The sequence below is a fragment of the Microcoleus sp. CZ3-B2 genome (assembly GCF_036705055.1).
In the GTDB taxonomy this organism is placed as follows: domain Bacteria; phylum Cyanobacteriota; class Cyanobacteriia; order Cyanobacteriales; family Microcoleaceae; genus Microcoleus.
On sequence record NZ_JAUBTN010000004.1, the window covers coordinates 25,761 to 41,051 of the forward strand.

Sequence of the window (15,291 nt, forward strand, 5' to 3'; positions counted from 1 at the left end):
GAATTAACTGATTTGGAGTTACAATCCTAGGAGTTTTTACCGGAAAATCTCGCGGATTGCGGGTGACAATGGCATCAATTCGATTCAGGGCTATTTCATTCTAAATATATCTTTGAGTATGCTACAACTAAAGCCAGCGAGACGTTGAGCTTGAGCCATGTTTTGAAAGCCATGCTCGGGATACAAATTAAGGGCAAAGTTTCGTGGGATTGCCCAAGACTGAAGGAGTCCAACGGTGCGAATGCGACAAGCATCTTCTAGGCCGGGTGACATCACGGACATAATGGACTTTGTTTTCGACTCCCCAATAGCCTCGAATTCTTTGAGCAAGGCAAGCTGCTGTTTCAGTTAATGAAGTGACGTAGTAGCGAGTTTCGGTAGATAATTCAATGATGTTCGCTCGATAGACATGGCGTTCGGATGCAATTCTAATTAAGGTTTTTAGTCCCGGAAAAGCAGGAATTCCCGTCAAGTCTTGACTGATGCTGACGGTACGTTTTTCAATCCAACCATGCCCTTTATTAATCTGGAATGACGTTTCTTGTGCTTGAAATGTGGCTTGTACTGCGGTCAATAATCCAGATTGATTACCTGGGAGTGCACGTAATGATTGCTACTATCAATTATGGTGTGAGCAGTTGTTTTTGGCTGCTGATGGCATCAAAGGCGAACACAACACCTTTGAGTGCCATCTGCTCAATAAAAGCAGGGATTGCCGTGATTTCATGCGTTTTTGAATCTACATCGCCAGAAATCCACGATTTCCGGCAGCAACACCTAAGGTAAACAAGGCGGTGTCACAGTGCTTGATGATGGCGTTTTCCTGCTCTTCGACGGGTATTGGGTAGGTCTGCAAAGGCTTCGACAATGGCAATTTGAGACATCACATATCCTGTGAATGACTACGATAGTTTATTATCATATCAGCTACTCAATCTGAATGAAATAGCCCTGCTGGTATACTATGTAAACCTTGCGTGAGTTTTGATCGCAAATTTGGTGACAAAGGAGGCTGTTCTATGGTTCGATCGCACAAACGTCAAGCTGTCATCGCTTTAGTCGCAGCTTTGGGCACAATCATGGGAAATTTAGTGTTTCCAGGTCTGAATGTAGCCCCGGCATTGGCCGAGGCCAAATTTCAGGATGTTAAAGACCATTGGGCCCAAGGTTGCATAGAAGAATTAGCAGACAAAAAAATCATCAGTGGCTACTACGAAGACGGCAGTTTTCGCCCGAACCGCCCAGTCAGCCGCGCTGAGTTTGCGGCAATGCTGCGTAGGGCTTTTCCCGATGCAAAAACCGTCCGCAATCCGATCGACTTTGCAGATATTCCCACGAACTACTGGGGTTATAAACCAATTCGAGAAGCTTATCAGACGGGTTTTCTATCCGGTTACAGCGGCAGTATTTTTAACCCGACTGTTAACATTCCCCGCTGGCAGGTTTTGGTAGCATTAAGCAGCGGCTTGAAATATACGCCTACAGGGCCAGCGGCTGAGATTTTGGATGCGACTTTTGAAGATGCGCCGGAAATTCCCGAATTGGCAAGAAATGCGATCGCCGCCGCCGCAGAAAAACAACTTGTGGTCAATTATCCCGCCGTCAAACAGCTAGAACCTACGCGCAATGCAACCCGCGCCGAAGTAGCAACTTTCTTGTGTCAGGCGATCGCCAAACCCGGACAAACAGCCTTAGTTCCCTCGCAATACATCGCCCAAGTCCCAACGAATGTCGGCCCGGCGAGAACCACAGAAACCTCGGAATCTGGGAATATTAGGGCAGAAGTTTCTTTCGTCAAAGAAGGAGAAAATGCCAAAAATATCCGCATCAAAATCATCCGAGACGGTCAAACTTTATTAGACGAACCAGTGCTAATTCCGACTCGTTCTCTAGTAGACAATCCAGAAAAAAAAGCCAACGATGAAGTATCAGAAGGGCGTTTGTTATCGGTGCGAATCCGCGATTTTGACGGCGACAAAGAACCAGAAGTGCTGGCAGATTTAGTCTCAATCAATAGCGGTGTCCGCTGCTGCAATTATTCGTTTATTTACCGCTACGACTCAGCAGCTAAAAAATACACTCACATCAAGCATTTTTGGGGCAATGTCAGCTACGAAATTGTCGATTTTGGCAAAAATGATATCCCGGAGTTCAAGAGTCTAGACGGGCGATTTGCAGAGGCTTTTACAAATTATGCGGATTCTCGGTTGCCGCTGCAAATTTGGCAGTACCGCCAAGGTAAAATGGAAGATGTTACTAAGCAGTATCCCGTGGAAGTATACACAAATTCTGCTGAACTGTGGCTGGAATCTAGGAAGCGATCGAGCGAAGATGCAGAGGTAAAAGGGGTGTTGGCTGCTTTCATGGCCAGCAAGTATGTTGCGGGCCAGGAGGCCGAAGGTTGGCAATTGTTGGACAAAGTTTATCAAGGGCGCGATCGCAATCAATTCTTTGCGAAATTGCGCGAGTTTTTGGTGAGTACGGGATATGGGAGTAAGTAGATAAAGAACCCCCTAAATCCCCTTTTAAAAGGGGAGTAGGGTTTGAGGTTGAACGACTCATGTTTTCGCATTAAGGAAGGGAACTTTCAAGACTTTCTCCCCAGGAAGGTAACACTCGAAAGTTCCGCCAACATCACGACGGCGATATTCTACGCTAATGCTATCTGAGGGGTGATTTTCGGCAAAGGTTTTTACCTGGGACTTTTTGAGAATACAAACATTAAGAATTAAATAATTTTCCAAAAACTTTATGAATAAATACCAAAATTAGTTGCTGTTTGAGAAGTTGAGCTAAAATAAGTATAAAATATCCCACATAAAATCCCTGAAAATGGTATATCCACCTGCACCTTGGAATTTGCAAGGTTATGCTGTTCAGACTTTACAATTAATAGATGTGGCACGGGTGCGTCCCTTGGTTCCATCTGAGTTAGAAATAGTCTCTGTATTGCCAGGAAAAACCCTAGGTGGAGTTTATATATCCTCCTACGGGTTGGGTTCGGTGATGGAGTACAATGAGCTAATTGTCGTAAGCGCGATCGCCAATTATGCAGGAAAATGGGGCGCTTGGATTTCCCACATCTACGTAGACAACCCTCACTCGGTAGCCGGCGGGCGCGAAATTTGGGGACTTCCTAAAGAATTAGCTCAATTTAGTTGGGAAGGCAACGATTCGGTAAAAGCAACACCGCTAGGCTACCGAGTTACAGTTAGCCAAGCAAACCGTCAACTGTGCAGTCTCAATTACAGTCAACAAAGTTTAGCGCTACCTGTACCTTTTAGCGGAAATGTTTTCAGCACCGATCGCAGCAATTTGCTACTATTCAAAGGAGAATTTCAGTCTCGAATCGGTTTGATTAAAGGTAAATTAGAAGTAACTGAAGAAAGTCATTTTGCTAGTTTAAACTTAGGTCAGCCCTTGCTTACAGTGGCCTGTGAAGATATGCGTTTAATGGCCGGTGCGCCGGAAGTTGTGGGAAACATAGCTGCTGAATTCAATTATTAGCTGAAAATTGGTATTGACCTGCAATTCCCGCTTTACGCAGGAATTGCAGGTCAATATTAAATCAACCTTTTGCAGCATTAAAAGCGTTGATGCAGTATGTTCGCAAAAAAAACCGGTTTCTGATTGCTCGTGCTGATTGTACTGAAATTAAATCAATTCCGGTTGCACTCCTCATGATGTTAACAGTTAACAGTTAACAGTCAACAGTCAACAGTCAACATTCAACATTCAACAGTCAACAGTCAACAGTCAACAGTGAATTTACTACTCCGATGAAGAGAGGATTTGATATTAAATTCCAGCCCCTGAAGCGGCTTCAGCACCCATTTCTAAAACTGTACCGCGCAGGAAATCAATTTGCTGCTGAAAATCCATGCCCTTAATCTTTGCTAATAAAGCATTTCCAGCTTCGGGAAGTTTGTAGTCGGAAGGTACGGGAATAATGGTTCCTTCGTCCATTCCTACTGCCAGGAAGTACCAAAAAGCCAGCTTGGTTTCAGGGCTCAATGAGCCGTACATCCGGCTGATTTCAGTATTGGTTTTTGAGGCAATGTCGCGCATTACTTGCAGTTGTTCTTCCTTGGGCAGCGCCTTGACTTGCTCGAACAAACCCTCAGCAATTTCGGAACCGGCAGCACCCGGAGCCGCTGGCGTGATTGACTTGCCCATTTCGGTGTAAACAAACCACAGCAAACCTAATTGATCGTCTACATTCAAGCTCTGCATATCTGCTTTTCCTTGGTCGTAGGCGCTGGTAGTAGAAAATGTCATTTCAGTCTCCAAAATAATATGTATTGCTCTGTTTGTTGATAGCAAAAACTTTTTTTGCTACTCAATAAAAGTTAGCAAATAAATAGGGAGGCTAGAATCTTGCGGAAGGTAGAGATGAACCCCGACAGTAATTGGTGGTGGCGGCTCCGAAGGTGGTAGGAAGTTTACAACTAAAGGATGATGCGGTGGGTCTCAGGTCAATGAGATTGAGAGCGTCAAGTTCGATCGATCGCAATTCAGTTTTTGTTCATTTTTGAGTACCTAAGTGCGATCGCTCGAACATTTTTTGCCGTTGGAGCGAATACGATATTATTCCCAAAAAAATAGGCTGGCACACAGCCAGCCTAGAATCAGGAGAATTTTAATTGAAACTTGTTGAAATTCTAGCTAAACAAACCCGAAATACCGCCGACTGCTATTGCTCCAGCCAGAGCCGAAACAACCACAGAAGTTAGAGCCGTACCGAACAGCCACCAAGCAGCAGTTGCTGCAGCTTCCCGCGCATCTTCTGCTTGCTGCTTGGTCTTTTTCTTGATATCTTTAATGCGTTTTTTGGCTTGCTCTTGCAGGCGTTCCGAGCGCGACAGCACGCTGTCCCTGGCTCCTTCAATTTGGTCGATAATTTTGTTAGCTTGGTCTTCTGAAATATCGGAGCGAGAGCTAATTACTGCGACTAAAGTACCGCGATCGAACTCGCCTAAACGCTCTTTAATCGCGTCAAATCCGGCCTGCGGGTCGTCAAATACTTTGCGGATGTCTCGTTTGATGCTTTCGTAGTTGAGTTCTGGTCGATCGAGCGAATTGAGGTAATCCCGAATTTTCGCGAAAATACCGTCAATTGCTGACTGAAACTTGTCTTGCACCATTTGAAGTTGTTCGACAAATTCGTTGCGGACAGATTCGATACGATCGGCAATTTGGTTGGCTTCCTCTTCGGAGATGTCTTCCCGCTGCGACAGCAAGGCTACCAGCGTACCGCGATCGAAGTGCTTCAGGCGATCGCCCAAACTTTGCATCCCCATTCCCGGCTCGCTAAACAACAACTGCAAATCGCGTTTGATACCTTCGGGATTGAGTTCTTCCTTGTTGGTATTCTGCAAGTAATTTTCCAAACTTCCTTGGAAATCCTTGACAGTTTTTTGAGCGCGAGATGCCAAACGACGGGGCGATTTCACGATGCTGCGAATCGAATCTTGCACGCGGTCGATCGTCCGATTGATTTGTTCTTCGCTCAAATCTTCCCGCTGCGAAAGCAACTTGACCAAGGTTTCGCGATCGACCTGAGACAGCCTTTCCCGCAGCGCCAAAGCGCCTTCTTTCGGATTTTCAAACAATTTGGTCAAATCCCGATTCAGACCTTCAGGATCGAGTTCTTCCAGGTTGGTATTCCGTAGGTACTCACCAATTTTGCCAGTAACTTCCTCGTACTGTTCCTTAGCTTTATCCGCCACTATCTGCGGTGCGTGGACAATGTTGTCGCGCACGGATTCGATTTTGTCGATCGCCCCATTTATCTGTTCTTCGTTGAGGTCTTGGCGCTGCGACAGCAGTTGCACCAGCGTATCGCGGTCGAATTGAGATAAGCGTTCTCTCAGCGCTTTCAATCCCGCTTCCGGGTCGCTTAACAGCGTTTGAAACTCGCGCTCGATCGCTTCAGGATTGAGTTCTTCCTTATTAGTATTGCGGAGATACTCTTCTACCTTTTGCCGCAATTCTTGCGCTTTCGATTTCGCTTGCTCTTGCAATTCTTGAGCTTTGGAAATTACTTGATCGCGCGAACTTTCCAGCCGCCCGATTAACTGATCTGCTTCTTCTGGGCTGAAATCCTCCCGCTGACCGAGCAATTGTACCAAAGTATCGCGGTCAAATTGCGACAGGCGATCGCGCAAAGCCTCAAAACCAGCATCGCGATCGTCCAACAGCGCTTGGAAGTCCTTCTCGATACCTTCTGGATTCAATTCTTCCTTACCAGTCGATCGCAAATAATTCTCAATCCGGCTGCGTAAATCTTGAGATTGTTCCTCACCAGCAGCATCTCGAACAATTCCCAAAACTTCTTGACGGACACCTTCAAGCTGTTCGGCAATTTCCGTCGCCTGTTCCTGACTAAACCCCTCGCGGCGGCCCAAAATCCCTACAAAATATTCAGGATTAAACATCTCTAACTGGCGCAAAACTGCCCCCGGAGAAGCTTCGGGATCGTAAATAACATCCCTAAATTCCTGCTTGATAGTTTCTCGGTTGAGATGCCAAGGTTGAGTATTAAGCAAGTAATTTTCCACATCAGCCTTAGCTGTATTGAAAGGCAGCGCAGGCAATTTATCGCCCACCTTCTCGCTCAAAGACTTAGCTTTTTCCTTTCCTTTTGCAGTTAGTTGCTGCAACTGACCAGAAATTTTTTCAACATCCAAATCCGACAAATCAGTCCGCGACAAAACCGTGCCCACCAGAGCTTCCACACCCAACTGCATCGCCCGGTTCATGCCCCCGCTGGACTCCGATTTGTTGTCCCGATTTTCCAGAATTTGAGACAATTTAGCGTTGAGTTCGTCAGACTTCAGCAAATCGGGAGCCGCAAATTTAAGAAAATCAACTAACTCTAAATTCGGGTCTTTCTTTTCTTGCTGCTTGCCAAATGTTTGCTTCCAAACGCCTTCGAGTTGGTTAGCAACTTGATTTATTTCTTCTTGAGAAAAATCACTGCGACTGCTAATTAAATCCACAAAAGTTTGGCGGTTAACATTCTTTAAAACATCGGTTCCCGCCAGAGATTTGATATCGGCATCCCCCAGCAACTTTTCAAATTGACCGCGAATTTCCTTGACATCTAGCTTCGGCAACTGCAAAGAACCCACATAATCTTGCAGTGTTTCGCGAATGCTCTCCGGGTCTACAGCCGAGCTCAATTCGCGGCGGACAGCAGCCACAGATGCTTCCACAGTATTGACCATTTGGTCGCCCGCCATCTTGCCGCCGATCGCTGAACCGGCAGTACCCATAACGCCTTGAATGCCTGAAAAAGCAGTTTTTATCAAGGAACCAATCATGGAGCCGACGGCGCTAGAACCCAGCCATACCAGGGTTAAAAAGTACGCCGACCAAATGACTACACCAATAATTGCCGCGCCGTCTACCGAGGCAATTGAAGTTAGTTTGACCGCCAGAAAACAAGCTAAAAATAAAGCCAGGTTAACTGTGACTAAAATCCAACCTCCAACTAGACCTTCAGTCTTCCGAATTTTAGTGCCAAAACTTTCGGAATCGTCATCATCATCGGGTAAAGCGTCGTCCCAATTAGATATTTTGGCGGCAATCGAGAAATTTGTTAACAGGAATTGGAAGCCGAAAGCCATAATGACTCCGGCGATTAATGCCACGAAAAACTGAGGACTTAGAAACATCAGCCCTGCGACATCCGGGTGCTGGAACGGGACATCTCTTTGCACCGGCATTTGGGCAATATTGAATTTGGGACTGTACAGCGACATTAATAACTCGCTTTCAAACATAAATTACCTCCTAAATTTTGATGCCGAATCAGGCATATTGAAATTGGCCCCTAACATTTAACTAGGGGAATGGACACTTTTTTGATGGTGGTTTTTTTCGTCAGGCTTTATCTTAAGGAAGCCCTAATTCGTAAAATAAGGATGAATAGTAAATCAGTTCTTTAGTTATGTCATCCTTACTGCTGATTATGGCTCTGGAAGCGGAAAAATAAATCCCTCTAAAGTCAGAAATGAGTTGATTTGCGAGGAGTAGCCGTAGAGTTCGCCCAAAAAATGCAGGTTTGAGGCGGGGGCGACAGCTAGTAATTATCACAGGGGCCGTCAAGACTTTTTATGTAATTAATAGGGCGTGGTTACTTAATAAAGTGCGATGTGGCGCACCCTACATATCGTAGAGTGCGCTGTCTTTTTAGGATTCCGTTTGATTTTTGGGAGCAAAACGAGCTAGTAATTCCGGGCGTTCGAGCTGCATACTCAGTCGCGTGCTTTCAAGAGGTTCTAGTTGAATCAAAGGCTCAATTATTTGGGCTAATTCTTCATCGATTTCGCCAAATCTTACTTGTAATATACTCTCAATAATCTCGCGTTTACCTTGCTGAAAACCTTGCTGAAAACCTTGCTGGATACCTTGCTGAAAACCTTGCTGGATACCTTGCTGAAAATATTGCTCGATACCTCGCTGAATACCTTGCTCGATACCTCGCTGAGTTGCTTCTTCCAGCCGTTGTAAATAGAGCGGTGACAGTTCCATAATTAACTCCCGATTTTCTCGATATATAATAAATATTAAAGTGATATTTAGCGCCCCCTACAGATTGTAGAGCGCGCTGATGAGTTAGGATTTCGTTTGATTTTTGGGAGCAAAACGAGCTAGTAATTCCGGGCGTTCGAGCTGCCTAATCAGTCGCGCGCGATCGAGACTTTCTAGTTTAATCAAAGGCTCGATTATCTGGGCTAATTCTTCATCAATCTCGCCAAATTTCACTTGTAGCATACTCTCAACTATCAAGCGTTGACTGCGCTGGATACCTTGCTGTATACCTTCTTGGATACCTTCTTGGATACCTTGCTGGATACCTCGCTGAGTTGCATCTTCAAGTCGTTGCAAATAGAGGGGTGACAGTTCCATAATTAACTCCCGATCTTCTCGATCTATGTCTTGACGGACTTCTAAAATCGTTCGCAAGTTGTACAACAATTCTAACGCGCTCAACCGAAAGAAATTATCAGAGGGTAATTCTCTCAATTCGGCAATAGCTTGCTTTTGCACGTTTCCCTTCCCCAAAATCCTCAGCCACAGCGTTTCGGGAGTGCGGGGCAGTTGGTGAATGGCAATAATTGCTGCTTTCAGAGACGGACTCAGAAAATAAACTCCATTTACCCAATTTTCGGGTTCGGGAATCGCTCCAAATCCAGCTAACATAACGTCGGAAACCGTCGGCGACAGTATCCAGAGTTGGGGCAAGTCTGCCTCTGCAATCCTGCTATTATCTCTGGCTGCGACTCGTTCATATTCGGCGTGGACATCAAATAGTTTGCCCAAACAACTGCGAATTTCTCCGGTTTGAACAGGACTGCGGAATGGTTCCAATACAGCGGGTTTTGCTGCGATTTGACCCAAAATGCCGAGGGCTGTTGCTTCGACTTCAGGTTCCGATTTGGGGGCAAAAAAAACGTCAACCTGCCTTACTTCTCCAGCAATGTCGAGGCTGGTTTCGACATTGCCGAGAGGGGTTAATAGTTCTTTGAGATACTGTTTTGCGAATTGGTCGTGAATAAATCTAGTCATGAGAATTGTCAGCTATCAAGTGTTTAAAAACCTCGCGACTACTCATCTATTCGCTACTTGTTACCAAGCTATACCAGGTAATGCAGATCGGGAGGCTCGGCCTCCATTGTTACAGCGGAGGCTCTGCTTCTGGAAAATTTCATGCTCTGGCTGGGAACCAGTTAAACCAGTTAAAAACAGTTAAATCTGCTCGTCAAAATTATCAGATATCAACTGTTTAAAACTCTAGTCATCAACTATTAATTATCAACTATCAACCATCAACTGTCAACTTTTGGCAGCATTTGCCATCGCAGTTGCGTCGGCTGCGAATACAGCCGTACTCCTCGAAACGTTGACTGTGTTTGCGAACAGTAGGATAGGCCAGTAAATATAAGGGAATTCCGATTATTTTGTAAAGCAATCGACCAGCAGAACAATATCCCAAATTTCGCTTAAATTAGGTTCTTGAACAAATTCTCCTATTTCATCTTTTAAGGCAAGCCACTGAGATTGCACAGTAGGAGAGTGACAATTATCAAATACTGCCATACCTTTTTCGTAGTTTTGCCAAATTTTATTCATATATTTAATCAAATCCGCCTCACGTCTGATAATATCAGAAGTTAATCTGAGATTACAATCATCCGGTCTTTTAAGGAAATCAGCTATGCGACTCTCTCAAATGCTTTTTGTCACCCTGCGGGAAGACCCTGCAGAAGCAGAAATTCCCAGCCACAAACTATTACTCCGTGCGGGATACATCCGGCGCATCGGTAGCGGAATTTACGCTTATCTGCCTTTGATGTGGCGAGTTCTCAAAAAAGTTTCTCAAATTGTGCGGGAAGAAATGGATGCTACCGGCGCTCAAGAATGTCTCCTCCCGCAATTGCAACCTGCTGATTTGTGGCGGGAATCCGGTCGCTGGGATACCTACACTCAAGCTGAAGGTATCATGTTTTCTCTCACAGACCGTCGCGATACTGAGTTGGGATTGGGCCCAACTCACGAAGAGGTAATTACTACAATTGCTAAGGATATGGTTCGTTCCTATCGGCAGTTGCCTTTGCATCTCTATCAAATTCAAACTAAGTTTCGCGATGAAATTCGCCCGCGTTTTGGGTTGATGCGCGGTCGCGAGTTTATTATGAAAGATGGCTATTCTTTTCACACTAGCGAAGAAAGTTTGAAAAAAACTTATCAGGATATGGATCGAGCCTACAGCAATATGCTGCGCCGATCGGGCTTGGAATTCCGAGCAGTAGATGCCGATTCTGGTGCAATTGGTGGATCTGGTTCTCAAGAGTTTATGGTGCTGGCAGAAGCGGGTGAGGATGAAGTTCTTTATACTGAAGACGGTCAGTATGCTGCTAATGTGGAGAAGGCTGTATCGATTCCTGCTGATGCGGAACCGTCGCCCTTTGCAACTTTTGAAAAGCGGGAAACGCCGGGAACTGACACAATTGATAAACTGGGCAAGTTTTTGAAGTGTTCTCCGACGCAAGTTGTCAAAAATGTGCTGTATCAGGCTGTTTATGACAGCGGTATTACAGTTTTGGTATTGGTAAGTATTCGCGGCGACCAAGATGTGAATCAGGTAAAGTTGCTGAATGAATTGACGAAGTTAGCACCAAATTATCAAGCTAAAACTGTTTTATTTTTGACGGTTCCTGATGCGGAAGCTCAGGGGAAATGGGCGGCTAAATCTTTGCCTCTGGGTTATATGGCTCCGGATCTTGCTGATGATTATATCGCTGGGAGCAAGGAGGTAAATTCTAAGTTTTTGCGTTTGGTCGATCGCACTGCTGTCGATCTAACCAACTTTGTCACTGGTTCTAACGAGTCAGGATACCACGTTGTGGGAGCTAATTGGAATAAAGAATTTCCGCTACCTGCAACGGTTGTGGGTGTCAGAACGGCCAAAAAGGGCGATCGGGCGGTGCACAATCCGGAACAAACCTTGCAAAGCGCCAGAGGTATCGAAGTCGGCCACATCTTCCAATTAGGAACCAAATACTCGCAAGCAATGGGCGCCACCTACACCAGCGAACAAGGGGAAGAAATGCCTTTAATAATGGGCTGCTACGGTGTCGGCGTGTCGCGGCTGGCTCAATCTGCCGTAGAACAATCCTACGACAAAGACGGGATCATCTGGCCAGTGGCGATCGCGCCGTATCACGCCATCATTAGCATCCCCAACATTTCCGACGCCCAACAAGTAGAAGTCGCCGAAAAACTCTACGCAGAACTCAATCAATCTGGCATTGAAACCCTACTAGATGACCGAGACGAACGAGCCGGAGTTAAATTTAAAGATGCTGATTTAATCGGCATTCCCTATCGCATTGTTCCCGGTCGTTCCCTGAAATCGGGTAAAGTTGAAATTGTGGAAAGAGCAACTCACAAATCCCATGAAATTCTCATTGAGGAAGTTAATGCTACTTTGAAAGAGTGGATTGATGCCGCCATCAAATAAGTTTTTATAACGGTAAGGTGCGCGGCGCGCACCTTGCATTATCCCAAAATATCAGTTGTTATGCGTTTAAATTTTATGTCAAAAAACAATCAAACCATAAGTGTATGGGTTTGATCTGCATCCTGAATGTGCAGCTAGCAAGGTGCACAGCCTGCACCATAAATTAACGAGTAATAAGGTGCGATATGAATCTGAATATAAGTCAGTTTCTTCGATTCCCTCAATCCCGAATTTGGCGCTACTTAGCCCAAGTAACTGTCCTTGCGATCGCTTACGCCGTGGGGGCGAGACTAGCATTTGCAATTCAAGGTGTCAATCCCTTTGCTTCCTCGGTGTGGCCCCCCGCAGGAATTGCCCAAGCTGGACTTTTATTGTTTGGCATAAAAGTCTGGCCTGCGATTGTTTTGGGTATATTTATACTCAATTTTGTTAACCCAACTGAACAGATATTAGCGGTTTGGCTGGGAGGAAATATTGGTGCTATTCTGCAAGCTGTTTTTGCAGCAACTGTGCTGCGGCGGCTGGGGTTTCGTCCCTCTCTAGAACGTTTGAAAGATGTAGTTAATTTAATCTTGTTTGGCGGTCTAATTTCTACTCAAATCAGTTGTACTATCGGCGCGCTTTCCATATATTTGGCTGGGAAAGTAGATTTGTCAGAATATTGGTCGCTTCGGTGGAATTGGTGGTTGGGTGACGCAATGGGAGTTTTGATTTTGACTCCCTTAATCCTGATATTTTTTCGTCCTCAAGTAACCGCCTATCGTTTAAAAATACAAACACATCTTCCGAAAAATTATTTAATTTGGCGGGGAGTATGGTTGGTGTTATTAATTGGGGTAAGCTGGCTGGTCTTTGTATCGAAAAATGACACTTCTATTTCTCGCTATCCCCTTGAATATTTGCCGTTTCCTTTGATAATTTGGGCGGCGCTCCAATTCGGTCAGCGGGCCGCTGTTCTGGCATCGTTAGTTGTCTCAAGTATCGCAATTTTAGGCAGTTCTAATGGAGGTGGCCCGTTTATAGCCAAAGCAGAAAATATTAATCAGGCTATTTTATTTTTACAAGCTTTTATGGCTGTAGTTACGATTACTTCGCTGTTATTGGCAGCGACGGTAGCCGAACGCGCAGCCGCCGAAAATTCTCTGCGTGAAAGTGAAATTAAATATCGAGAGTTAGTTGAGAATGCTAATAGTATTATTGTCAAATTAGAGCCCAACGGTAAAATTATTTTTTTTAATGAGTTTGCCGAAATATTGTTTGGCTACAATCAGGAAGAAATCCTGGGGAAAAATGCAGTGGGAACAATTCTTCCCCAAACCGACGACGAAGGGAATAACTTAGAGTTGGTTTATAATGAAATTTTACAAAATCCCGATCGCTTTACTAACTATGAAAATGAGAATATCCGGCGTGACGGATCTCGCATTTGGGTATCTTGGGCAAATAAACCGCTGTTTGATGCAGCGGGAGAACTCCAGGGTATCCTCTGCATCGGCACAGATATCACCGATCGCCGCAACGCCGAAATAGCCTTACAAAAGTTGAATGAAAAGCTGGAAATACGAGTAGAAGAGCGGACAAATGCCCTGAAACAAAGCGAACTTCAGCTACAGAAACAGAAATCGGCATTAATTGATTTAGCCAAAAATAAAGCGCTGAATCAAGGGGACTTAACCAAAGCACTTGAAGAAATTACTGAGACTGCTAGCCGTACTCTGGAAGTTGCGCGATCGAGTGTCTGGTTGTACGATCGCCCTAAATCTAAGATGGAGTGCTTAGATTTGTTCGATCGCACCGCCAACCAGCACTCAAAGGGTATGGAATTAGCAGAAGCAGACTATCCTGTCTATTTTCACACACTTCAAGAAGAACGAGCAATTGCTGCTTTTGACGCGCAAAAAGATTTCAGAACTAGAGAATTTGTGCAAGATTACCTAATTCCGTTGGGCATCACTTCCATGCTAGACACGCCGATTCAAATAGGCGGAGAAACAGCAGGAGTTCTCTGTTTGGAACACGTAGGAATGCCGCGCTATTGGACTATTGAAGAACAAAGTTTCGCTGTTTCTCTAACAGACTCTGTAACTTTTGCAGTAGAAGCGCGGGAACGCCAGCGCGCTGAAGCAGCGCTGCGGCAAGCTGAGGCCAAATACCGCAGCATTTTTGAAAATGCGATCGTCGGCATCTTTCAAACTACTCCCGATGGGGAATATCTCAGCGTCAATCCTGCTTTGATTCGCATTTATGGTTACAGTTCCTGCGAGGAGTTGATGGCAAATTTAACTGATATTAATCGCCAGCTATATGTCGATCAAGAACAGCGCGCTGAAGTCATAGATTTAATGCGAATCAACGGCAAAGTATCGGATTTAGAATCTCAAGTTTACCGTCAAGATGGCAGTATAATTTGGACTGCCGAAAATGCTTATACTGTCTGCGACATACATGGAAATTTGCTTTATTACGAAGGTACTGTTGAAGATATCACAACTCGCAAAGAAGCTGAGGCAGCTTTGCGCTTAGAACAAGAAAAATCCGATCGCCTCCTGCTCAACGTGTTACCACAAGCGATCGCCGAAAGACTCAAACAAGACCAAAGCATCATCGCCGATACTTTTGCCGAAGTAACAGTATTGTTTGCCGATATAGTCGGTTTTACCCAAATTAGTTCCCAAATTTCTCCACCGGAATTAGTTTCCTTGCTTAACGACATTTTTTCTACCTTCGATCGCCTAGCCCAAAAGCACGGATTGGAAAAAATTAAGACCATTGGTGACGCTTATATGGTAGTTGGAGGGCTGCCCCTGCCCCGCAGCGATCATGCAGAGGCGATCGCCCAAATGGCCCTGGATATGCAGCAGGCAATTATTGATTTCAGCCACACCCAAAATCAAGATGTCAGCATCAGAATCGGCATCAACAGCGGCCCAGTTGTCGCGGGAGTCATCGGGATTAAAAAATTCATCTACGATTTGTGGGGAGACACCGTTAACACCGCTTCTCGCATGGAATCCCACGGCTTACCTGGGTGCATTCAAGTCACTTCTGCAACTTATGATATATTGCAGTACAAGTATGTATTTGAAAGTCGCGGCGCGATCGAAGTTAAAGGCAAAGGTGAAATGAACACTTATTTTCTCACAGGCATTAAGTTGTAAAATAAGGAAGAAGGAAGAAGGAAGAGGAAATAAGGAAGAGCAAAAAAAAATGGGGAAAAGGAATAAATAATGTTTAGCTCATATTTATGCAATTAATTAGAT

10 protein-coding genes and 1 pseudogene are annotated in these 15,291 nt (G+C 44.9%); 5 read left to right on the forward strand and 6 right to left on the reverse strand.

What is annotated here, in order from left to right:
• Window positions 1-187: 187 nt before the first annotated feature.
• Window positions 188-589, reverse strand: a pseudogene (locus QUA97_RS02635) (hypothetical protein); the annotation flags it as partial.
• A gap of 17 nt (window positions 590-606) precedes the next feature.
• On the opposite strand from QUA97_RS02635, the gene QUA97_RS02640 reads away from it, so the two are divergent.
• The 3 genes from QUA97_RS02640 to QUA97_RS02650 all read left to right on the forward strand — a co-directional run bounded on the left by QUA97_RS02640 (window position 607) and on the right by QUA97_RS02650 (window position 3,507).
• On the forward strand, window positions 607-786 hold the full coding sequence (locus QUA97_RS02640) for a hypothetical protein (RefSeq protein ID WP_333192796.1): 180 nt from the start codon (window positions 607-609) through the stop codon (window positions 784-786).
• 233 nt (window positions 787-1,019) lie between these two features.
• Window positions 1,020-2,501, forward strand: coding sequence for an S-layer homology domain-containing protein (locus tag QUA97_RS02645; RefSeq protein ID WP_333192799.1), 1,482 nt, complete (start codon window positions 1,020-1,022; stop codon window positions 2,499-2,501).
• A 331-nt stretch (window positions 2,502-2,832) separates the two neighbouring features.
• Complete coding sequence (locus QUA97_RS02650; RefSeq protein WP_194070439.1) at window positions 2,833-3,507, forward strand: acetoacetate decarboxylase family protein; 675 nt, start codon at window positions 2,833-2,835, stop codon at window positions 3,505-3,507.
• Window positions 3,508-3,798: 291 nt separating this feature from the next.
• On the opposite strand, the gene QUA97_RS02655 is transcribed toward QUA97_RS02650, so the two are convergent.
• From QUA97_RS02655 to QUA97_RS02675, 5 genes are all read right to left on the reverse strand, one after another.
• Complete coding sequence (locus QUA97_RS02655; protein WP_194070440.1) at window positions 3,799-4,278, reverse strand: orange carotenoid protein N-terminal domain-containing protein; 480 nt, start codon at window positions 4,276-4,278, stop codon at window positions 3,799-3,801.
• 383 nt (window positions 4,279-4,661) lie between these two features.
• Window positions 4,662-7,787, reverse strand: a complete 3,126-nt coding sequence (locus QUA97_RS02660; RefSeq protein WP_333192808.1) for an MFS transporter — start codon at window positions 7,785-7,787, stop codon at window positions 4,662-4,664.
• Window positions 7,788-8,196: 409 nt separating this feature from the next.
• On the reverse strand, window positions 8,197-8,538 hold the full coding sequence (locus QUA97_RS02665) for a hypothetical protein (protein ID WP_228050282.1): 342 nt from the start codon (window positions 8,536-8,538) through the stop codon (window positions 8,197-8,199).
• 84 nt (window positions 8,539-8,622) lie between these two features.
• Window positions 8,623-9,576, reverse strand: a complete 954-nt coding sequence (locus QUA97_RS02670; RefSeq protein ID WP_333192810.1) for a hypothetical protein — start codon at window positions 9,574-9,576, stop codon at window positions 8,623-8,625.
• A gap of 387 nt (window positions 9,577-9,963) precedes the next feature.
• Complete coding sequence (locus QUA97_RS02675) at window positions 9,964-10,140, reverse strand: hypothetical protein (protein ID WP_228050283.1); 177 nt, start codon at window positions 10,138-10,140, stop codon at window positions 9,964-9,966.
• An 85-nt stretch (window positions 10,141-10,225) separates the two neighbouring features.
• On the opposite strand from QUA97_RS02675, the gene proS reads away from it, so the two are divergent.
• Together proS and QUA97_RS02685 are read left to right on the forward strand one after the other, a co-directional pair.
• Window positions 10,226-12,031 carry a proline--tRNA ligase gene (gene proS, locus QUA97_RS02680; protein ID WP_194070443.1) on the forward strand — a complete coding sequence of 602 codons (1,806 nt, stop codon included), beginning with the start codon at window positions 10,226-10,228 and terminating at the stop codon, window positions 12,029-12,031.
• Between the two features lie 185 nt (window positions 12,032-12,216).
• On the forward strand, window positions 12,217-15,189 hold the full coding sequence (locus QUA97_RS02685) for an adenylate/guanylate cyclase domain-containing protein (RefSeq protein WP_194070444.1): 2,973 nt from the start codon (window positions 12,217-12,219) through the stop codon (window positions 15,187-15,189).
• Window positions 15,190-15,291: the final 102 nt, after the last annotated feature.